Source organism: Pantoea sp. ICBG 828, assembly GCF_002928355.1.
Lineage (GTDB): Bacteria > Pseudomonadota > Gammaproteobacteria > Enterobacterales > Enterobacteriaceae > Pantoea > Pantoea dispersa.
Genome location: NZ_POWN01000003.1, coordinates 95155 through 115218, shown reverse-complemented (window position 1 = coordinate 115218; position 20064 = coordinate 95155). Strand labels below are relative to the sequence as shown.

19 protein-coding genes are annotated in these 20064 nt (G+C 56.9%); 8 read left to right on the top strand and 11 right to left on the bottom strand.

All coding sequences use genetic code 11. From position 1 onward, the window contains the following. The first annotated feature begins 557 nt into the window (after window positions 1-557). From acs to C1Y43_RS08240, 3 genes are all read left to right on the top strand, one after another. Window positions 558-2513, top strand: coding sequence for an acetate--CoA ligase (gene acs / locus C1Y43_RS08250; protein ID WP_104187854.1), 1956 nt, complete (start codon window positions 558-560; stop codon window positions 2511-2513). Window positions 2514-2686: 173 nt separating this feature from the next. Further along, window positions 2687-3016 carry a DUF485 domain-containing protein gene (locus C1Y43_RS08245; protein ID WP_021313201.1) on the top strand — a complete coding sequence of 110 codons (330 nt, stop codon included), beginning with the start codon at window positions 2687-2689 and terminating at the stop codon, window positions 3014-3016. Next, window positions 3013-4665 (top strand): cation acetate symporter, encoded by a 1653-nt coding sequence (locus C1Y43_RS08240; RefSeq protein WP_021507822.1) that lies wholly within the window; start codon window positions 3013-3015, stop codon window positions 4663-4665. Before C1Y43_RS08245 ends, C1Y43_RS08240 begins: the two co-directional genes overlap by 4 nt. 127 nt (window positions 4666-4792) lie before the next feature. Here the strand turns inward: C1Y43_RS08240 and C1Y43_RS08235 are convergent, their stop codons facing one another. The 3 genes from C1Y43_RS08235 to C1Y43_RS08225 form a co-directional block, all read right to left on the bottom strand. Further along, window positions 4793-5338 carry a YfaZ family outer membrane protein gene (locus C1Y43_RS08235; protein ID WP_031279754.1) on the bottom strand — a complete coding sequence of 182 codons (546 nt, stop codon included), beginning with the start codon at window positions 5336-5338 and terminating at the stop codon, window positions 4793-4795. Between the two features lie 163 nt (window positions 5339-5501). Then, a complete protein-coding gene (locus C1Y43_RS08230) occupies window positions 5502-6197 on the bottom strand; it encodes an LrgB family protein (protein WP_021507825.1) in 696 nt (231 codons plus the stop codon). Continuing rightward, a complete protein-coding gene (locus C1Y43_RS08225; RefSeq protein ID WP_104187852.1) occupies window positions 6190-6615 on the bottom strand; it encodes a CidA/LrgA family protein in 426 nt (141 codons plus the stop codon). The genes C1Y43_RS08230 and C1Y43_RS08225 overlap by 8 nt, the downstream gene beginning before the upstream one ends. 102 nt (window positions 6616-6717) lie before the next feature. Between C1Y43_RS08225 and C1Y43_RS08220 the strand changes: the two genes are divergently transcribed. Then, complete coding sequence (locus C1Y43_RS08220) at window positions 6718-7620, top strand: LysR family transcriptional regulator (protein ID WP_021507827.1); 903 nt, start codon at window positions 6718-6720, stop codon at window positions 7618-7620. A 60-nt stretch (window positions 7621-7680) separates the two neighbouring features. Here the strand turns inward: C1Y43_RS08220 and C1Y43_RS08215 are convergent, their stop codons facing one another. From C1Y43_RS08215 to soxR, 4 genes are all read right to left on the bottom strand, one after another. Beyond that, window positions 7681-9330, bottom strand: coding sequence for a Na+/H+ antiporter (locus C1Y43_RS08215; RefSeq protein ID WP_104187851.1), 1650 nt, complete (start codon window positions 9328-9330; stop codon window positions 7681-7683). A 136-nt stretch (window positions 9331-9466) separates the two neighbouring features. After that, on the bottom strand, window positions 9467-10816 hold the full coding sequence (locus C1Y43_RS08210) for an NCS2 family permease (protein ID WP_058757550.1): 1350 nt from the start codon (window positions 10814-10816) through the stop codon (window positions 9467-9469). 356 nt (window positions 10817-11172) lie between these two features. Then, window positions 11173-11841 (bottom strand): glutathione S-transferase family protein, encoded by a 669-nt coding sequence (locus tag C1Y43_RS08205; protein ID WP_021507831.1) that lies wholly within the window; start codon window positions 11839-11841, stop codon window positions 11173-11175. Window positions 11842-11884: 43 nt separating this feature from the next. Further along, window positions 11885-12361: a redox-sensitive transcriptional activator SoxR gene (soxR, locus tag C1Y43_RS08200; protein WP_021507832.1), complete on the bottom strand. Its 477-nt coding sequence runs from the start codon at window positions 12359-12361 to the stop codon at window positions 11885-11887. A 99-nt stretch (window positions 12362-12460) separates the two neighbouring features. Here soxR and soxS point away from each other — a divergent pair, with 99 nt between their 5' ends. After that, window positions 12461-12889: a superoxide response transcriptional regulator SoxS gene (soxS, locus tag C1Y43_RS08195; RefSeq protein ID WP_058757551.1), complete on the top strand. Its 429-nt coding sequence runs from the start codon at window positions 12461-12463 to the stop codon at window positions 12887-12889. Window positions 12890-13133: 244 nt separating this feature from the next. Beyond that, the gene (locus C1Y43_RS08190; protein WP_010618515.1) at window positions 13134-13415 is read left to right on the top strand and encodes a YjcB family protein; all 282 of its coding nucleotides are present in this window, start codon (window positions 13134-13136) and stop codon (window positions 13413-13415) included. 54 nt (window positions 13416-13469) lie between these two features. Here the strand turns inward: C1Y43_RS08190 and C1Y43_RS08185 are convergent, their stop codons facing one another. Continuing rightward, a complete protein-coding gene (locus C1Y43_RS08185; RefSeq protein WP_031279756.1) occupies window positions 13470-14420 on the bottom strand; it encodes an ATP-grasp fold amidoligase family protein in 951 nt (316 codons plus the stop codon). Window positions 14421-14428: 8 nt separating this feature from the next. Continuing rightward, on the bottom strand, window positions 14429-15685 hold the full coding sequence (locus C1Y43_RS08180) for a polysaccharide biosynthesis C-terminal domain-containing protein (RefSeq protein WP_104187849.1): 1257 nt from the start codon (window positions 15683-15685) through the stop codon (window positions 14429-14431). Window positions 15686-16212: 527 nt separating this feature from the next. Here C1Y43_RS08180 and C1Y43_RS08175 point away from each other — a divergent pair. Then, entirely contained in the window at window positions 16213-16608 is a 396-nt protein-coding gene (locus C1Y43_RS08175) for a transposase (RefSeq protein ID WP_031279757.1), read from the top strand. Window positions 16609-17517: 909 nt separating this feature from the next. Here the strand turns inward: C1Y43_RS08175 and C1Y43_RS08170 are convergent. Together C1Y43_RS08170 and C1Y43_RS08165 are read right to left on the bottom strand one after the other, a co-directional pair. After that, window positions 17518-18471 carry a DMT family transporter gene (locus tag C1Y43_RS08170; RefSeq protein WP_104187848.1) on the bottom strand — a complete coding sequence of 318 codons (954 nt, stop codon included), beginning with the start codon at window positions 18469-18471 and terminating at the stop codon, window positions 17518-17520. Window positions 18472-18543: 72 nt separating this feature from the next. Further along, window positions 18544-19374, bottom strand: coding sequence for an AraC family transcriptional regulator (locus C1Y43_RS08165; RefSeq protein ID WP_058757554.1), 831 nt, complete (start codon window positions 19372-19374; stop codon window positions 18544-18546). Window positions 19375-19500: 126 nt separating this feature from the next. Between C1Y43_RS08165 and C1Y43_RS08160 the strand changes: the two genes are divergently transcribed. Then, a complete protein-coding gene (locus tag C1Y43_RS08160) occupies window positions 19501-20028 on the top strand; it encodes an isochorismatase family protein (protein ID WP_104187846.1) in 528 nt (175 codons plus the stop codon). Window positions 20029-20064 lie beyond the last annotated feature (36 nt).

Here is a 20064-nt window from a genome sequence, read left to right as displayed (position 1 = left end):
ACCCCTTTGCTCTGCTGCGAAGGTGCAGAAGACATTACACACAGGGAAGTGAGCAAAAGCCCGATAAAATAGAGGGTTATAATGGACTGCATCGGTTACCGCTGCGCCGGCATTATGCGCCCGCGCGATGATGCAGCCTGAGTTGATACCTGCTGAACAGGGCCGAGATAAGTACCATTTTCACTACGGTAAATGCAACCCCTGGGGCGATAGCTTAAATCCTGCGCAGCCAGGCAGCATAAAATGCTGCTGACATGCGCCTGTCATAACTCGCTGTTATGAAAAGTGTTAATTCGATAATTTTCCGCATAGCTATTCAGGATTGCTGAAAAAACGTGCCGGTCTGTTTGCTGCTTATTTAACCGGCTGGTTCATAATTTTATTGATCCAGCCAGTGGTTTTGCCTCATTTCCTGCGCCGGTAAACAGATTGAATTGGGTGACTTTTCAGCCTTACACAAGGTCGTGATCCAGACTGCAAAACAGAAACAAAGCCCGGCCTCACTCTTCAATTAACCTTTGATTGACATATGATTAACATCTTCAAGGAGGTCAGCCATGAGCCAAATACACAAGCATCCCGTACCCGCTGCCATTGCAGCGAATGCCCTGATAAATGCCGATCAGTACGCGGCGCTGTATCAACAGTCGGTTGACGATCCTGAGGCCTTTTGGGGCGAACAGGGCAAAATCCTCGACTGGATGACGCCCTACAGCAAAGTGAAAAATACCTCGTTTGCCCCCGGCAATATTTCGATTCGCTGGTATGAAGATGGCGCGCTGAACCTTGCCGCCAACTGTCTCGATCGCCACCTGGCTACGCGCGGCGATCACCCGGCGATTATCTGGGAAGGCGATGACGCCAGCGAAAGCAAAACCCTGACCTTCCGTGAACTGCACGCCGACGTCTGCCGCTTTGCCAACGTGCTGACCGGCCTTGGCGTGAAGAAAGGCGATGTGGTGGCGATCTACATGCCGATGGTGCCGGAAGCCGCGGTCGCCATGCTGGCCTGCGCGCGCATCGGCGCCGTGCACTCGGTCATTTTTGGCGGCTTCTCACCTGAAGCGGTGGCCGGACGCGTAGTGGATTCCAGTGCAAAACTGGTGATTACCGCTGACGAAGGCGTGCGTGCCGGACGCAGCATTCCGCTGAAGAAAAACGTGGATGATGCGCTGAACAATCCAAACGTCACCAGCGTGAAAAACGTGGTGGTGTTCCAGCGCACCGGCAAAGAGACCGGCTGGCGCGAAGGCCGGGATCTGTGGTGGCATGAACTGATGGCGAAAGCCAGCGATCAGCATCAGCCGGTAGCGGTCGAGGCCGAACATCCGCTGTTTATCCTTTATACCTCCGGCTCCACCGGCAAGCCGAAAGGCGTGCTGCACACCACCGGTGGTTACCTGGTGTATGCTGCCACCACCTTCAAATATGTTTTTGATTATCATGACGATGATGTGTACTGGTGCACCGCCGACGTGGGCTGGATTACCGGGCACAGCTATCTGATCTACGGTCCGCTGGCCTGCGGGGCCACCACGCTGATGTTCGAAGGCGTGCCCAACTGGCCCCAGCCCAGCCGCATGGCGGAAGTGGTGGATAAACATAAGGTCACGCTGCTGTACACCGCGCCGACCGCTATCCGCGCGCTGATGGCCGAGGGTGATAAAGCGATTGCCGGCACCCAGCGCAGCAGCCTGCGCATCATGGGATCGGTCGGCGAGCCCATCAACCCGGAAGCCTGGGAGTGGTATTACAAAAAGATTGGCGACAGCCGTTGCCCGATCGTCGATACCTGGTGGCAGACCGAAACCGGCGGCTTCATGATTACGCCGCTGCCCGGTGCCACCGAGCTGAAGGCCGGCTCGGCCACCAAACCGTTCTTTGGCGTCCAGCCGGCGCTGGTGGATAACGAAGGTAATACGCTGAACGGCGCCACCGAGGGTAACCTGGTGATCGTTGACTCATGGCCCGGCCAGGCACGCACGCTGTTTGGCGATCACGATCGCTTCGAGCAAACCTACTTCTCGACGTTTAAAAATCGCTACTTTAGCGGTGACGGCGCGCGCCGTGACGACGATGGCTATTACTGGATCACCGGCCGCGTCGATGACGTGCTGAACGTCTCCGGCCACCGGCTTGGCACGGCGGAGATCGAGTCCGCGCTGGTCTCGCATCCGAAAATTGCCGAAGCCGCGGTGGTGGGGATACCGCACAGCATTAAAGGCCAGGCGATCTATGCTTATATCACGCTGAATCACGGCGAAGAGCCGTCGCCAGAGCTGTACAGCGAAGTGCGCAACTGGGTGCGTAAAGAGATCGGCCCGATTGCCACGCCAGACGTGTTGCACTGGACCGATTCGCTGCCAAAAACCCGCTCCGGCAAAATCATGCGCCGCATTCTGCGCAAGATCGCCGCCGGCGATACCAGCAACTTTGGCGATACTTCAACGCTGGCCGATCCGGGCGTGGTGGAGAAATTGCTCGAGGAGAAACAGTCGATCACCATGCCATAACCGGCATTGACCCGGCGGAGAGTATCAGCCTGTCCCCGGCAGGCAGCTCTCCGCTCTTCCATCCTTACGCCGTATGCTTTTCACCATCGCACAACCTTTATAACTAGAATATTCAGCCAGTTAAATCACGTTGCCGTGAGTTTTCTGTCTGCCTTGCCTCTGGAGAAAATGTGATGAACGAAGCCCTGAACCAACAGGAAGCCGTCTGGCAACAAATCGAAAGCAATCCGCGTTTTCAGGAGCTGGTGCACAAACGTCAGTCGTTTGCGCTGCTGCTCAGCCTCATCATGCTGGTACTGTACGTCGGCTTTATTCTGCTGATTGCCTTCGCGCCCGGCTGGCTCGGCACGCCCTTGCACGCCGGCACCAATGTGACGCGCGGCATCCCCATCGGCGTCGGCCTGATTGTGGTGTCGTTTCTGCTGACCGGCGTTTATGTCTGGCGCGCCAACGGCGAGTTTGATCGTCTGACCAAACAGATTGTCAGCGAGGTGAAATCATGAAGCGCCTGCTCTCCGCCTCGCTGGCTATCGTACCAGCCAGCGTATTTGCCGCCGATGCCATTACCGGTGCGGTGCAAAAACAGGCCACTAACTACGAAGCGATCATCATGTTCGTGGTCTTCGTGGCGGCCACGCTCGGCATTACTTACTGGGCGTCCAAACGCACCCGCTCGCGCAGCGATTACTACACTGCCGGCGGCAACATCACCGGTTTCCAGAATGGCCTGGCGATGGCCGGTGACTTTATGTCGGCCGCCTCGTTTCTCGGTATCTCCGCGCTGGTCTACACCTCCGGCTACGACGGGCTGATCTACTCGCTCGGCTTCCTCGTCGGCTGGCCCATGATTCTGTTCCTGATTGCCGAACGCCTGCGCAACCTGGGTCGTTATACCTTTGCCGATGTGGCGTCCTATCGCCTGCAGCAAAAGCCCATCCGCACCCTTTCCGCCTGCGGTTCGCTGGTGGTGGTGGCGCTGTATCTGATTGCGCAGATGGTGGGTGCCGGTAAGCTGATCCAGCTGCTGTTCGGTCTCGACTACCACATCGCCGTGGTGCTGGTCGGCATTCTGATGGTGCTGTACGTGCTGTTTGGCGGCATGCTGGCCACCACCTGGGTGCAGATTATCAAAGCGGTGCTGCTGCTGTTTGGCGCCAGCTTTATGGCCATCATGGTGATGAAAGCCACCGGTTTCAGCTTTAATACGCTGTTTACCGAGGCGATGGCGGTGCACCCGAAAGGAAGCGCGATCATGCAGCCGGGCGGTCTGGTGAAAGACCCGATCTCCGCGCTGTCGCTCGGTCTGGGCCTGATGTTTGGCACCGCCGGCCTGCCGCATATTCTGATGCGTTTCTTCACCGTCGCCGATGCGCGGGAAGCACGCAAAAGCGTGTTCTGGGCCACCGGCTTTATGGGCTACTTCTACTTCCTGACCTTTATTATCGGCTTCGGCGCGATTCTGCTGGTCGGCGCTAATCCGGCCTTCAAAGACGCCAGCGGCGCGCTGATTGGCGGCACTAACATGGCGGCAGTGCATCTCTCCAATGCGGTCGGCGGCAGCCTGTTCCTCGGCTTTATCTCGGCGGTGGCCTTCGCCACCATTCTGGCAGTAGTGGCCGGACTGACGCTGGCCGGTGCTTCGGCGGTGTCGCATGACCTGTATGCCAGCGTGATCCGTAAAGGTCAGGCCACCGAGCGAGAAGAGCTGCGGGTGTCGAAAATTACCGTGCTGGTGCTGGGCGTGGTGGCGATTGCGCTGGGGATTCTGTTTGAGAAACAGAACATTGCCTTCATGGTCGGCCTGGCGTTCTCGATTGCCGCCAGCTGTAACTTCCCGATTATTTTGCTGTCGATGTACTGGTCAAAACTGACCACGCGCGGCGCCATGGTGGGGGGCTGGCTGGGCCTGCTGACGGCGGTGGTGCTGATGATTCTCGGCCCGACCATTTGGGTGCAGGTACTGGGACACGCAACGCCAGTCTATCCGTATGAGTATCCGGCGCTGTTCTCGATGCTGGTCGCGTTTGTCGGCACCTGGCTGTTTTCCATTACCGATCATTCCCAGCAGGGGGCGCTGGAGCGGGCGAAATTCCGCGGACAGTTTATCCGTTCACAAACGGGCGTCGGGATTTCGCAGGGGAAAGCGCATTAAGATTGAGAGGGTGCGGTGATTGACCAGGTCGCCATGAACGTAGTGCGGTAATTGACCAGGTCGCCATGAATGGCGACCCTACGGGGAATTTCGTAGGGTGCGCATTCATGCGCACCTGGTCCCGTCATCAGAAACGCAGCGACGCACCAACGTACGGGCCGTCGACCAGCACGTTATCTTTACGGTCGCCTTTGTTGTTCAGCTCAATGTACTGATAGCCAACGCGCAGGTTCAGCAGCGAAATCGGCGTAAAGCTCAGGCCGCCTGAGGCTTCTTTATAGCTGTCCAGACGATCGGAGAACGCTTCCGGCGCATAGTAATATTCGCCGTACAGGCCCCACATGCTGTTGAAGTTATACTGCGCACCGGCACCCAGTGCTACGGTGAAGCCATCACGGCCATCTTCCGGATGGGTGAACAGCGCTTTCGCCGTCGGTGCCACGCGGAAATCACCCACATCCAGGTTATAACCCATACCAAGGCCGTAAGTGCTGCCGTCGTGATCGCTGCGCAGCCAGTTGCCTTTCAGAAACAGACCCGGTGAAGCGGTGCCGAGGCCAAGGTTCAGGTTGGTGCTGTGCTCACCCACGTCAACACTGCCCTCAATCGCCTGCGCGCCGCCGCTCAGCAGTGCCAGACCTAAAACGCTTCCCGTAACAAGTTGCTTAAACATAACAATCCACTCCATGAAGGACACATAATTCGGCGCAAAGGGTAAACAGCGCGGCGACGTGACACAACTTTATTTGGAAAGCTTTACGTAAAAATGGGTTACAGCGGGCAGAAACTGACCGCATCCGATAACACGCAGGACGATGCGGGTGCAGCTTTGCCCGTCAGGCATGCCACAACAGCTGACCCAGCAGCGGGGCCAGCAACACCGTGAGCACGCCGGAGAGCATCATTACCAGGCTGGAGACCACGCCCTCCTGCTGGCCGAGTTGATAGGCGCGTGCCGTGCCGGCTCCGTGCGAGGCCGCGCCAAAGCCGGCGCCCTTCGCCACGCCCTGCTTAATCGCGATGCGTAAAAACAGCACGTCGCCCACCGCCATGCCAAACACTCCGGTAATCACCACGAACAGCGCGACCAAATCGGGCTGGCCGCCAATCGGCTGGGCCGCTGCCAGCGCAAAAGGCGTGGTGATGGAGCGCACCGCCAGACTACGCTGGATGCTCTCCGGTAACGTCAGCAGCCGCGCCAGCCACACCGAACTGCACACGGCCACCAGCGTGGCAGTGATCACGCCCACGCTCAGCGACAGCCAGTGGCGACGGATAATGTGCAGGTTTTCGTAAACCGGCACCGCAAAAGCCAGCGTCGCCGGCCCCAGCAGCCACAGCAGCCAGTGGCTTTCGGCGATGTAATCCTGCCAGCTGACGTGCGTCAGCAGCAACAGCGCCACCAGCACCAGCGGCGTTAACACCAACGGCATCAGCAGCAGTGTGGGTCTGCGCCGGTACAGGCGTTTGTTGAGGTAGTAAACCAGCAGCGTCAGCGCCAGACACAACAGGCTAATGATAAAGTCAGTCACGATCGCCCTGCTTACGCGCCGCGCGCGCCAGTTCGAAACGGTATAAGCGATCGACCACCAGCGAGGTGGCCGCCAGCACCATCAGCGTACTGACGGCGATCACCACACAGATGCGCCAGCCTTCACTGCGCAGCAGGTCGCTGTAATTCACCACCGCGACCACCGCCGGAATAAAAAACAGCAGCATTTCGGCCAGCAGCCAGTTGGCCCCGGCTTTGACCCAGCGCAGCGGCACGATACCGCTGACGATCAACAGTAACAGCAACACCATACCCACGACGTTGGCCGGTAACGGCAGATGCAGCCAACTCACCAGTTGGCCACTGGCAACGAACAGGGCGATATACAGCACCAGCTGCAGCGGCACCGTGACGCGTTGCAGGATATCCGTGGTGCGCGGACGAAGCGCGAACGCCATTTCTCTCTTCCCGTTAAAAATTCAGGGTTGCAGTATAAATCCGCGCCAGAGTGTGAAAGAAATGAATTAAAATTATTCAAACTATGTCAAAAAGGAATGTTTATGGACGTGCGTGCCCTGCGTTACTTCACCGAAGTGGTGCGTCAGCAGAGCTTTACCCGCGCGGCGGAGAAGCTGTTCGTCACGCAACCCACCATCAGCAAAATGCTGCGCCAGCTGGAAGAAGAGCTGGGCTGTACGCTGCTGCTGCGCGAGGGACGCAAGCTGCATCTCACCGACAGCGGCCAGGCGGTATATCAGCGCGGCCTGGCGATTTTGCAGGAGTTTCATCAGCTGGAGGCGCAAATCAGTGACATCAACCAGCTGAAAACCGGTGAGCTGCGGCTCGGCATTCCGCCGATGGTCGGCATGCAGATTGCCGGATCGATCTCCGCGTTCCGCCGCCGCTATCCCGGCGTACAGCTGAAAATCTCCGAATTTGGTGGCCTGACGGTGCAGCAGGCGGTACTGAGCGGCGGGCTGGATATTGCGCTGACCGCCCTGCCGATTGATGCGGAGCTGCCGCTGAACACGCTTGAACTGATGCGCCATCCGCTGTGCGTGCTGCTGCCGCGCAGCGCGCGCTGGCTCAACCGCACCAGCCTGACGCTGGCCGAGCTGGCTCAGCATCCCCTGCTGATCCTCAACGAAGAGTTTTCGCTTAACCGCCAGCTGATGAAAGCGTTTCAGCGCCAGGGAGTGATGCCGGATATCGCGCTGCGTAGCGCGCAGTGGGATTTTCTTGCCGCGATGGTGCAGGCGGATATGGGGCTGGCGATCCTGCCGGAGCCGATCTGCCAGCGGCTGGATAAACAGGCCTTGCTGTGGCTGCCGCTGGAGTCGGAGCTGCAGTGGCGTCTGGGGCTAATCTGGCGCGAAGGCAGTTATCTGTCGCGCAGCGCGCAGGCGTGGATTGCCTGCTGCCGCGAACACTGGCCGGATAACGCGCCACGGCTATCGCTGTAGCAAAGCGGCCGCCCTGTCTGTCAGGCGGCCGCGGGATCGGAGAGCAGCAAAACGCGGCGGCTATTCCTCTTTCTCTATCAGCAACGCTTCCAGCAGGTCGAGATCGCGCAGCAGGCGCTGCATGGTCTCGTTGGAGATCTGCTGGGTTGCGCGCAGATGATAAACCTCGGCACGCTCGGCGCGCAGCGCGGTCAGACGGAAACGGCGCTCCAGATTTTCCGCAAACAGCGCCTGCTCCATATCATCTTTGCCATCGACGCGACGACGCAGATTACCAATCACCCGCAGGCTGACCTCTTTCAGCAGCTCAGGATCGATGTTCTCTTCAGCGTCGTTTTCCAGCCGCTGCTCCATTTTGTGCAGGCTCTCGATCGCCACGCCGGCCATCGCAGCACGCGCGCTCTGGATTTCGCGACGGTGTCCCACTTTGTCGTGGCTCTCCATGCCGCGCAGCAGAATCGGCAGCAGAATCACGCCGACAAACAGCGAGAACAGAATCACGCCGGTGGCGATAAACACCAGTTCGTAGCGCGCCGGAAAAGGTTCGCCGTTGCTGAGGAACAGCGGAATCGACAGCACACCGGCCAGCGTGATAGCACCGCGCACGCCGGCAAAAGAGGCGATCAGCAGTTCACGCAGCGAGTAGCTGGAAAACTCCAGCGGCTTTTTCTTCAGCAGGCGCAGACTGGTGCGCTTCATGACCCACAGCCAGCCGAAGCGCACGATCATCAGCGCCGCATAGACCAGCCCGACGTCAGCGAACAGCATCCACAGCTCGACGTTAGGATCGGCGTTCGCCTGAGCAATCGAGGTGGAGAGAATGTCCGGCAGCTGCAGGCCCAGCATCAGGAACACCATGCCGTTGAACACAAACTCCAGCATCTGCCATACGCTGTTGGCGCGCAGGCGCATTGCCAGCGGTGCCTGACGGATGATGCCGGAACGGGTGATGGTCATACCGGCCGCTACCGCCGCCAGAATGCCGGAGACGCCGAGGTGTTCAGCAATCAGGTAAGAGGCGAACGGCAGCAGCAGCAGCAGTACGGTTTGCGTTGCCGGGTCGTCACCGCTCCAGCGGCTGAGCAGACGCAGCGAACGGCCATACAGCCAGCAAACGGCGACACCGGCCACCAGGCCGCCAATCGCCACTTTAAGGAATTCGACGCTGGCGCCGCCCCAGGTGAACACCATGGTGCCCATCGCCACCGCGACGGCAAACTTGAGTGACACCAGGCCCGACGCGTCATTCATCAGCGCCTCGCCCTGGACAATCGACATGATCTTTTTCGGGATGCGCCCTTCGCCGACGATGCCGGAGAGCGCCACCGCATCGGTCGGTGACAGCACCGCCGCCAGCGCGAACGCCGGAATTAGCGGAATGCCCGGCACCAGCCAGTAAATCAGGTAACCGATACCGACCACGGTAATCAGCACCAGCACCAGCGCCAGGCCGATAATTTCACGGCCGTGATGCAGAAACTCGTTGATCGGCGTTTTCCAGCCATCGGCAAACAGCAGCGGCGGAATAAACAGCACGAGGAACAGTTCGGGGTCAAAATCGACGTGCAGACCAAAGGTTGGCCAGGCCAGCAGCGCGCCGGCCGCGATCTGTACCAGCGGCAGCGGGATCTGAAACGGCAGGATACGTGCCGCAACGCCGGACAGCGAAACCACCAGCGTCATGATGAGAATAGTAAAGAAGATTTCCATGCTTTCCTTAGGCGAATCATATTAATCGAAGCGATGTTGCGTCGGAAAGTGTAAAACAAAACGCCGCCCGGCGGGGCTACCCGATGTGCGGCGTGTGCGATAAAGAGAATAATCCGGACTGACGCCCGGATTGCGGTCAGATAGCCCAGCCGCCCGCGTAGAACGCCACCAGCGCCACAGCAATCACCACCGTGCCAGCGTTGAGCTTGCGCCACTCGCCGGCAAACAGGCGGCCAATCACCAGCGCGGCAAAGCCGAGCATGATGCCGGTGACGATGTTGCAGGTCAGTACGATGAATACCGCCGTCAGCAGGCCAGACATCGCATCGACGAAATCATTGAAGTCGATTTTGGCCACGTTGCTCAGCATCAGCAGGCCGACATACATCAGCGCGGGTGCGGTGGCATAGGCTGGAACCAGATAAGCCAGCGGCGACATAAACAGAATCAGCAGGAACAACAGACCCACGACAATCGCTGTCAGGCCGGTTTTACCGCCGGCGGCAGTACCCGCAGCGGACTCGATATACACTGCGGCGGGCGAAGCACCCACCAGTCCGGCAAACAGGCTGCTGATAGAGTCGGTGGTCAGCGCGCGACCGCCATTGATAATCTGGCCCTCTTTATCCAGCAGGTTCGCCTGCCCGGCCACCGCACGAATGGTGCCGGTGGCGTCAAACACCGCGGTCATCACCAGCGCCAGCACGCTCGGTAACACCACCGGCTGCAGCGCGCCCATGATATCCAGGCTAAACATTGCCGACTGGCCGCTGGCATCACGCAGGCTCGGCATGGCAAACAGCCCCTGCCACTTTACCGCCGGGTCGAAAATCAGCCCAAGCAGCGAAATCGCAATGATGGTCAGCAGAATGCCGCCCGGTACCCGCCGTTTTTCCAGACCAAAAATCGCCGCCAGCCCGATCAGCGCCATGATCACCGGGAAAGAGGTGAAGTGACCAAGCGCCACCGGCAGGCCTGCCGCCGGGTTTTTTACCACCAGGCCAATGCCATCGGCGGCAATCAGCAGCAGAAACAGGCCGATACCGACGCCGGTGCCGTGCGCCACGCCCATCGGCAGGTTACGCAGAATCCATGCGCGAATGCCGGTCACGGAAATCAGCGTGAACAGCAGGCCCATCAGGAAGACCGCGCCCAGCGCCACCGGCACGCTAATGTGCTGGCCCAGTACCAGGCTGAACGCGGTGAAGGCGGTCAGGGAGATGGCACAGCCAATCGCCATCGGCAGGTTGGCCCACAGTCCCATGATGAGGGAGCCAAAGCTGGCCACCAGACAGGTAGCGACAAACACCGCCGTCGGTGAGAAGCCCGCTTTACCGAGCATGCCAGGCACCACGATGACCGAATAGACCATCGCTAAAAAGGTGGTGAGGCCAGCCAGCACTTCCTGCCGCACGCTGCTGCCGCGTGCTGAAATGTGGAACCAGGCGTCCAGTTTTCCCCTGGCCGGGCGTGATTCGCCAGACATAGTTATTCCTCTGTGTTTTTTAAGATATAGGTCACCGCGCGGCTCGCGTTTGCGCATCATCCTGGTGAAGATGTCTCAGAGAGAAAAGCAGGCAAACGATTACGTGGCCGCGTATTCCAGGTCAAAAAGGGGTGACGCGGAAAAAAGGCAAACGATTATCTGGCGTTTGGGGTGGCGTTTTCAACTGCTAATCACCTGGCAGGCAGGATAATGCGCAGCTCTGGCGCCATTATGGCTGGCGTTACGCTAGCGGGAGCAGGAAATCATGGAGGAAAAAGGCTGGCATTTCAGATGGTTTGCTGCGGTGCCGCGACAGCGCGTCGCGGCGTCCTGTTTCGTTGCGTTACCGCTGCGCCTCAGCCGTTATTGAACTGAATCGGGCCGCCCTGCTCCAGCGCGCGCTGCCACGCGGCGCGCTGCTGCATATTCTCCAGCCAGCGCGCCGTGGCGGGCATCTCACCCAGCGCGCCGCGCATCTGCAACGCCAGCAGCGGAAAACTCATCTGCACATCGGCAATGCTGAAGCGTGAACCGGCAAAAAAGCGCTGCTGGCTCAGATGCTGCTCAATCACGCGCCCGTGGAGCGCCAGCTGCTTGTTCAGCCACGCTTTCTGAATGCCTTTACTCAGCGCCACGCCGGCCGGGCGCAGCAGCCATGGCACCGGCTTTTTGCCCAGTTGCGCAAACACCAGCTTCATCACCAGCAGCGGCATCAGCGAACCTTCAGCATAGTGCAGCCAGTAGCGCGCCTGAATTTGCTCCTCTTCCTCATGCAGCGCTAGCAGATGCTCGCTGTCGTATTTCAGCTGCAGATATTCGAGGATGGCGCCCGATTCGGCGATCACCCGATTGCCATCGGTAATCACCGGCGATTTCCCCAGCGGATGCACTTTCTTTAATTCGTCCGGCGCCAGCAGGGTATTTTCCCGCTGATAGCGTTTGATTTGATACGGCACCGCCAGCTCTTCCAGCAGCCACAGCACCCGATGAGAACGGGAGTTTTCCAGATGGTGAACGGTAATCATGCGCGATTCCTTGCTGCTAAGGGTTGGCATCTAGTATAGCGGATTAACGCTGCGGCTCGTCCTGTTGCGGATCGAGCAGGACCGCTCCGGAGCCCTGCTGCCCCAGACGGTCACCCGGATTGCGCAGTGGACAGTCGCGCATCGACAGGCAGCCGCAACCAATGCAGCCGTCCAGATCGTTGCGCAGACGCGTCAGGGTTTCGATGCGTTTATCCAGCTCTTCGCGCCAGTGCTGCGTCAGCGCGTCCCACTCCTGCGTCGACATGCGCTTATTCGCTGGCACGTGCATCAGGCTGTCGCTGACCGTCGCCAGCGGAATCCCGATGCGCTGCGCAATTTTGATGATCGCCACGCGGCGCAGCACATCACGGCTGTAGCGGCGCTGATTACCGCCATTGCGCGTGCTGCTGATCAAGCCTTTGCTTTCATAAAAGTGCAGTGCCGATACCGCCACGCCGCTGCGTTTCGCCACTTCGCCCGGCGTCAGCACCGGTTTCGGGTAATTGCGTTCTTTTTTCATTTAGGGCCTTTACCTCAAGTTAACTTGAGGAATTATACTCGCACCCCAGCAAAACAGCGAATTTCAAACCAGGCGATAACCTTGCAGAAGGAACAGGCTATGATGCAACAGGAAATCATCCATTCACTGACTAACTGGATCGATCAGAATCTGGATAAAACATTGTCGATTGATGAAGTGGCGGCAAAATCGGGTTACTCGAAATGGCACCTGCAGCGTATGTTCCGTACGGTTACGAAACAAACGCTGGGTGGTTATATTCGTGAACGCCGTCTCACGCTGGCCGCCGAAGCCTTGCGTCAGACGCAGCGTCCGGTTTTCGACATTGCGATGCAGTACGGCTACGACTCGCAGCAGACGTTTTCACGCGTGTTCCGCCGTCAGTTCTCGCAAACCCCTACCGCTTATCGTCACAGCATGCGTCGCCAGGCGATGGTGCAGCGTCCGCGTCTGGTCAACTTCGACTGCAGCGAAGGCATGAACAGCTTTGCCCAGCGCACCACCGGCGAGTGCTGCCCGGTACGCTGAAGTCAGTGCGCCCCACGCGGGCGCGCCTTTCCCCTCCTCTTCACCTTCCTCCAGCCCTTTCTTGGCCTGCCATACCAGGTCTAAATTTTGTTCAAATTTTCAAATCCAGTGATATAATGTGACCCAAGTCACAGATTCAAGCTGTATTAAGACGACAGAAGGGCTTCCCTGACCTCCCTTTTCTGCCGCCAGTGATGTCCGATGAATGTCAGGGATATTACTGATCTCAAGAGGTTTTTCGCCGATGGCTACGTTAACTACCAGTCTGATCGTCATGCGTTGGGAACTGCTCAGCGCGGTAATGATGTTCTTCGCCAGCACCATGAAAATTAAATTGCGTCAGAACAGCCACCACGTGATGGCGCTGATGTGCGGCGGCGTGGGCGTAGCGATGTCATGCTGGTTCGTTACCGGTCTGCTCGGCATTACGCTGAGCATGGAAAACGTGCATAACTTTATGTCCATCACCAAAGAAGCGTTTATTCAGGTGATGAGCCAGACACCAGCCGACTGGCCAATGCCGTAAACGCGGCGCATAAAAAACCCCGCTAAGCGGGGTTTTTTATTTTGCTGTGTGATTTCAAATTTTCTTCAATACGGCTGGAAGTGGCACTTCCGGCACCGTGACGTCCGATCTCTGCGTATCGCGACGATCCTGAATCCACATATCACCCATCATCTGATTAAGCCCCCGATCCAACCCGGTGACCAGCCCGGCGCCTGGCGTGAACGTCAGCTCACCGAAGTAGATCTGTTCGCCATCGATATACCAGTCCACGCGCACATAATCGAAATCGCTGGCCAGCGTTTTACTCAGCGCCAGCGCGTGCTGCAGCTGTGGCAGCAGCGGTGACACATCCAGCCCGGTATCACGGATTTTGTGATACGCCTCGTTAAGATTGTTGACGTAAAAGTTCATCGACAGCAGCGGATTACAGCGGTTGTAGATCACCTGCAGCACATATTCAAAATTGCCGTCGCGCTTGTTGAACATGTGAAACTTGTAATCGATCGGCGCGGTTTTGCCATCGCCGATGTACTTCTCTACCAGAATGCGCGGCTTAATATAGCGATAGTGAATCTCGCGCGCCTCGTTGGCGAAATCGGTCTTCAGCCAGCGCTGGCAGTCGCTGATAATCTGCTGTTTTTTCAGCGCATCCGGTTCTTCCAGCAGGATCTCGACCATGTTGGAGCCGTGATTCGGCTTGATAACCGTGTTCTTCCAGCTCGGCAACGTATGCAGTGAGTGCGGATCGCTGGTCTCATAAACCAGCGGAATCAGATACTCACTGCCTACCTTTTCGGCAATGTACTCACGCACCGAAAACTTGTCCGACAGGCGGCCATAGCACTGGTAGTCGCCGTAGACGAATTTGCGATACAGCACTTTCTCATTGAACACCTTCGGCTGACGCAGGTTCGGCAGCTTACGGAATTTGTGAAAGTAGTAGATGCGATCCTGGTAAGCCCAGGGCATCTTTTTGATGAAATACTGTACGCTTCTTCTGAGTTCGTCTTTCAACCTGATCATATCTGACCTCATTTGTAGGTTTTGTAGTTGAGTGAGGAAACCTGAATTTTTTGGATGACGCCGTTTTTGAAGAAGTAATTCATTACGGTCAGGGACAGTAACTCCGTGATGAAGACGCTCCAGGCGGCACCCATGATGCCGTAGCCCTGGATCAGCCACCACGACAGCGGCAGGCTGATGACCATCAGAAAAATGATCTTCTTCAACAGATAGTTAAACCCGCCCTCTTTCACCATGTAGCGATAAGCGACGGTCCCCATTGCCGAAAAGCAGGTTGCTAACGACAGTAACGTAATGAGACTTCCGGACTGTGTGTACTCGTGACCATATAAAGCGATGATGATTTTTTCGCCGTATAAGGCGATCACCGCTAATAACAGCAATGAAACTCCCATGACATAGCCGTTCAGCCGCGCGGTGAGCTTGATCGCGGCTGCTCCACGCTCGCGGAAAATCTCCGAGAAGCAGGAAGTGATGATGGCAACCGGGATAAAAATCCAGGAAGCCGAAATGGTATTCGCGGCGGCGAACAGGCCAAGGTCGCGCGCTGAGGCGATGCCCGCGAGGAACATCTGTGCGGCTTTCACCTGCACCGAGATAAAGATGCTGGAGATGGCCAGCGGCAGGCCGGCATACATCAGGTAGCGCAGGTAGGTGGTGCGCTTGTCCTGCGGCGGTGCCAGATCCTGATGTTCGCGATAGAAATTGACGCGCTTGATGGCGTACGGCACCAGTGTGACGGCCACAATCGAGGCGGTGAGCCACAGTGGATTGAGGTGCAGCCAGGCGATGGTGAAGCTCATGGCAAAGCCCAGCAGCAAGCCGGCCGAGTTGGCAATGGTATTGAGCCGCGATGCCAGCCGCGCATTGTTATAAACGCTGAACGTGTCCTGGGTGACAAACACCGACGAGATAAACGAGGCCAGTGCAAACGCAAGGAAGTTTTCCTGCATGTTGTACCAGACCCAAATCAACACCGGGATTGACGTCAGCAACAGCAGTACCAGGCGCATGGTCCGCGCCACGGTCATCAGCCGCAGGCCTTTCGGCGCACTTTTGCTGATGCGCTTGAACAGGATGGTTTCGGTACCAAAAATCGCCACGGTTTGCACCATGGAGAACAGCGAGGTCGAAAACGCCATTTGGCCAAACACCGTTGGGCCAAAGGATTTTGCCACGTAGGAGGTCACAAATATGACGCCGAATACCGAGACGATCTTCTCAGACATCATCCAGGCGGCATTAGACATTACGCTCAATTTCATTGACTGGTCCTTAGTATTACGTACAGCAACTGCTTTTCGGTACAACGTCCTTGAAATGAATTAACAAGCGCTCAGTGGGCCTGACACAATTTAATAACTTCAAACCAGGCTGGTCCGAAAAATGAGACTCGCGTCAGAGTTTAGCGATTAAATTCAGGAAAATTCCGATTAAACCTGGTGCGAAGCCCGATGGATGTAAACGATTTCAACCCGAATTCAGGACAAAAGTTCACAGGCATATCCTGAGTTTTTTGCAAGCAGGCTATGCCGAATTTCCAATGATTGTCGTATTTTTCTGCATTTTGGATGGAATGAATCTATATCAAAAACCCAGCACCAGGAAGGCGTTCAATGGCATTCAGAATAAAATAAGATTTATCCCATGATGATATTTATTCTAAATAACTTAATTTAACCCTCGCAATTCTAATCGCGCACTTTAATACTGCATTAATACCGTTTTTGCAGTACCAGATATTAATACAGTAATTCTCATCCACTAATTGATAAGAAAGGTAAGAGCATTTATGAGAAAGTCACGATATAGCGAAGAGCAAATCACAAATGCCATTAAAGCTTCTGAAACGGGAGTGAAAGTCAGGGAGATTTGTGAGGAGCTGGGCATTTCCGAGGCCACCTTCTATAGCTGGAAGAAGAAGTTCTCCGGGCTTTCTTCAGAGGAGGGTCGAAAAATCAAGGAGTTGGAGGATAAACTGCAGAACCTTACGCGCGAGCTGCAGACCCTGAGCTCCGACAAGGAGATGCTGCAAAGCGTGCTGAAAAACTTCTTCACTACGAATGAAAAGCGTCAGGCGGTCAACTTCCTGCAAACCACTTTCGACATCGGTACCCGTCGCAGCTGTCGTTTACTGGATATTAGCCGTAGCGTTTATCATTACCCTTCCGGTTCCGATAATCGCTAATACCAGTGAGGCCGATGTTATATGACTTAATGCTGAGATTTGTTCTTACCAGAAGAGATGAAGATCATTAAATTCGGCATTCGCTACATAACAATTCGAACCACTTTTTCCTGATGAATGCCATCACGGAATCACTTCCTTTTTTGCGGTAAAATTGATTCACACCAGCAAAAGCCTCGCGTTTCAAGCCATTTAGACTTAGCCCAATCTCATTTTGGTGAGATTGGTGCTTAGTCTATTACTTCACGATTACTAATAATCAGTCCTGATCACAGACAATTCTGTTAAGCGTTAATGAACAACACGGTGTAACCGCTCACACATTGGCTCAGTTTTAAACTGGATCTGGCCGCTGCGTTTATGATCGCTTTGACGATCAGCGCTAGTCGGTTAACTCTTAAACCACACCAGGAATACTCCGGTTCAAAAACGTTATGATGTTTAAACTATAAAGCCGAAAAACGGTTATCCACGGTAAATACTGCGCTTAAATCCATCGTCATCTTTAATCTTTTTTTCTGGCAGCTGTTGGGAATCATTCTTAACAATGCCGGTAACGCTTAAGGCTAAGGTGGCTTCTCACGCTGGAATTTCAGTGCCACAGCCGGGTAAAAATCCGACTGGCGAAGCGTTTTTTACGCGCTAAACCGGCGAATTGTTGCCCGATATGCGCTTTTTTTATCCCTCCGGAACGCTAAAAGGCAGCGAGAGTCGGCCTTTTACCGCGCTGACAGCAGGGAGTTTTATAGCGGAAGAGAATGAAAACCGGGCGGCCGTAGCGCTGGTCGGTTATATAGCATGCGCGTGCCGGCCAGCATCAGGTCACTGAGGCGGAATTATCGGCTGGTCAAATTCCTAAAATATCAGGGGAAAGCGCTGCTGAGTGGATGACTCAGCAGCGAGGCAGAGTTAAGAAAGTGCGGTCAGCCGCTGCGGTTTAATGCGCATGGCATAGATCACGCCAACAATCAGACAGCCGATACCGATGCTGGTGAGCAGCGGTGGCCAGCTCTGGCGGTAAATAAAGGTCCACAGCAGGCCAGAGAGCGTTTCGAATACGATGAGCGGCCCCATCACTACCGTTGGCAAACGCTGACTGGCGGCATTCCAGCACAGCGCCGCCAGCCATGAGCAGAACAAACCAATCGCCAGCATCAGCCAGATAAAGCGCGCCGGCTGCGGGCCGAACGGTAAAGCGAAATCGGGCTGCTGCCAGTGAATCTGCAGGCTCACCAGCCCATAAAACACCAGCGCCAGCGGCAATGTCACCAGTCCCTGCGCGGTGGCCCAGCTCGACGGTTTGTGCTGAGGATGTTCGCGCAGCCAGCGCGCATTGCGCAACGGATACCAGGTCCAGCACACCACTGCCAGCACCGCCAGCAGCAGGCCACTCAGGTAGCCCCAGAGATCAAATGCCGGCCCCTGCCCGTGCAGTTCCGCCGCGTTAACGCAGCCTAGACCGGCAGCAATGATGACCAGCGCGGGCATCAGCCGGCGCCATGGCAGGCGCCCTTCGAGATGGCCGTAACAGAGGTTAGCGGTGACGGTGATCACCACCGGCAGCGTGCCGATGATCATGGTGGAGACCGGTGCGCCGGTGCGCTGAATCGCGCTGGCGAGGCAGGCGTAATAGAGCAGATTGCCCACCAGCGACAGCTTCACCGCCTCCGTCCAGTCCGGGCGCGTCAGCTGTTTTAGCCGGCGCCGGCTGAGCCACGCCAGCGGCAGCACCACCAGACCAAAGGCAACATAGCGACCCGCCGATTGCAACGTGCCCGGATAATCGGGTATCAGCAGCGGCCCGACAAAAATCATGCCCCACATCAGCCCCGCCGCGAGGGCAAACACTATTCCTGCAAACATACACCTTTCCTTTATCTTTAATCCGCCACAGTGTGGCGCAGGAAAAGGTGAAAGGCTTGTAGCAGATTGCGGTTAACGTCCGCTGAACACCTGTTTTTGATAGCGTCCCGGCGTGATGCCGTAGCGATGGGCAAACGCCCGCGTCAGATGCGCCTGGTCGGTGAGGCCAACCGCCGCCGCCACACTGGCGGCGCTCTCGCCCTGCGCCAGCCGCTGTTTGGCTTCGAACAGGCGGAAGGCCATCAGCATTTGATGGGGAGTGACGTGAAAGTGTTGTTTGAAACTGCGCAGAAAATGCCACGGCGACAGCGATACCAGCGCCGCCAGCTCCTCCAGCCGCACCGGCTCTGCCAGGTTATCGCGCAGCCAGGCTTTTACCACATCAAACCGGTGGGCGCCTTCGCGCGGCCGCGCGACGCCCTGCTGCGCCAGCGGACGCAGCCATTCCAGCAGATCCAGCAGCGCGCCCTGCCGCTCCAGCGCACTTTGCGCCTGCCACATCTGTGCCAGCGCGTGGGAGAAAGGTTGCGCCAGGCGCGCATCGGTGCGCAGCGCATCACTGAACCACCAGTTGCGATCGCCGGTCAGCCGATCCATCTCCGCCGGATCGATATAGATCATGCGATAACGCCAGCCTTCGGCGCAGGCCGATTCACCGGTGTGCAGTTCATCGGGATTCATCATCACCAGCGAATGCACCGGCGCGACATAATTGGTGCCGCGGTAGCGAAAGCGCTGCGCGCCGGATTCAATGGTGCCAATCCCGAAGGCTTCGTGGGTATGGGGCTCAAAAGCGTAGCGGGAGATGTGCGCCTGATAAAGCTCAATGCCCGGCAGCTCAGCAAAGTGCTGAAACTGCGCACGATCCTGCTCACAGGGAAAGACTTCGGGAACCACCGTCACCACACACCTCCATACGCTATCAGGCAGTAAGCATGCGCGGCGCGCACAAAAAAAGCAAAGCCCAATCGCTTTACGCGCCTACCCCTTCAGCGCGACACTGGGGCCTGACCTATAAAGGAGGCGACAATGGCACAACGGGTGGTAATGGTAGTGGATATGCAAAATGGCGTGCTGGCAACGCCGCGTTACGACCGCGCCGGACGCTGCGCGCGCATTAATCAGCTGATGGCCGCCGCCGATCAGGTCATTTTTATTCAGCATAGCGGGCCGGATTTAGCCGTTGACTCCGCAGACTGGCACATAGTCGCCGAACTGGAACAACCCGCCGACGCGCTTTACATCACCAAAACCGCCTGCGACAGCTTCTGGCAAACCGGGCTCGCGGCGCAGCTTGAACAGCATCAGATTGAAAGCTTTGTCATTTGCGGCTGCGCCACCGATTATTGTGTCGATACCACCATCAAAGTCGGGGCCAGCCTTGGCTATCACATCACCGTGGCGGCCGACGCGCACACCACCGCCGATCGCACTTATGTGTCGGCGCAGCAGCTCATTAATCAGCACAACGAGGTGTGGGCGGATTTGATCATGCCGGGCAATCCGGTGCGGGTTAAAACCACGGAAGAATTACTGCGGGAGTGGCGCGCGCATTAACGTCGTTGTATGAACGTGCGGAGAGAAAAGTTTTAT

What these genes read in the sequence shown, in the direction of transcription:
- acs (WP_104187854.1), top strand. Translation starts at nt 558, where the DNA reads ATGAGCCAAATACACAAGCATCCCGTACCCGCTGCCATTGCAGCGAAT.
- C1Y43_RS08245 (WP_021313201.1), top strand. Translation starts at nt 2,687, where the DNA reads ATGAACGAAGCCCTGAACCAACAGGAAGCCGTCTGGCAACAAATCGAA.
- C1Y43_RS08240 (WP_021507822.1), top strand. Translation starts at nt 3,013, where the DNA reads ATGAAGCGCCTGCTCTCCGCCTCGCTGGCTATCGTACCAGCCAGCGTA.
- C1Y43_RS08235 (WP_031279754.1), bottom strand. Translation starts at nt 5,338, where the DNA reads ATGTTTAAGCAACTTGTTACGGGAAGCGTTTTAGGTCTGGCACTGCTG.
- C1Y43_RS08225 (WP_104187852.1), bottom strand. Translation starts at nt 6,615, where the DNA reads ATGGCGTTCGCGCTTCGTCCGCGCACCACGGATATCCTGCAACGCGTC.
- C1Y43_RS08220 (WP_021507827.1), top strand. Translation starts at nt 6,718, where the DNA reads ATGGACGTGCGTGCCCTGCGTTACTTCACCGAAGTGGTGCGTCAGCAG.
- C1Y43_RS08215 (WP_104187851.1), bottom strand. Translation starts at nt 9,330, where the DNA reads ATGGAAATCTTCTTTACTATTCTCATCATGACGCTGGTGGTTTCGCTG.
- C1Y43_RS08210 (WP_058757550.1), bottom strand. Translation starts at nt 10,816, where the DNA reads ATGTCTGGCGAATCACGCCCGGCCAGGGGAAAACTGGACGCCTGGTTC.
- C1Y43_RS08205 (WP_021507831.1), bottom strand. Translation starts at nt 11,841, where the DNA reads ATGATTACCGTTCACCATCTGGAAAACTCCCGTTCTCATCGGGTGCTG.
- soxR (WP_021507832.1), bottom strand. Translation starts at nt 12,361, where the DNA reads ATGAAAAAAGAACGCAATTACCCGAAACCGGTGCTGACGCCGGGCGAA.
- soxS (WP_058757551.1), top strand. Translation starts at nt 12,461, where the DNA reads ATGATGCAACAGGAAATCATCCATTCACTGACTAACTGGATCGATCAG.
- C1Y43_RS08190 (WP_010618515.1), top strand. Translation starts at nt 13,134, where the DNA reads ATGGCTACGTTAACTACCAGTCTGATCGTCATGCGTTGGGAACTGCTC.
- C1Y43_RS08185 (WP_031279756.1), bottom strand. Translation starts at nt 14,420, where the DNA reads ATGATCAGGTTGAAAGACGAACTCAGAAGAAGCGTACAGTATTTCATC.
- C1Y43_RS08180 (WP_104187849.1), bottom strand. Translation starts at nt 15,685, where the DNA reads ATGAAATTGAGCGTAATGTCTAATGCCGCCTGGATGATGTCTGAGAAG.
- C1Y43_RS08175 (WP_031279757.1), top strand. Translation starts at nt 16,213, where the DNA reads ATGAGAAAGTCACGATATAGCGAAGAGCAAATCACAAATGCCATTAAA.
- C1Y43_RS08170 (WP_104187848.1), bottom strand. Translation starts at nt 18,471, where the DNA reads ATGTTTGCAGGAATAGTGTTTGCCCTCGCGGCGGGGCTGATGTGGGGC.
- C1Y43_RS08160 (WP_104187846.1), top strand. Translation starts at nt 19,501, where the DNA reads ATGGCACAACGGGTGGTAATGGTAGTGGATATGCAAAATGGCGTGCTG.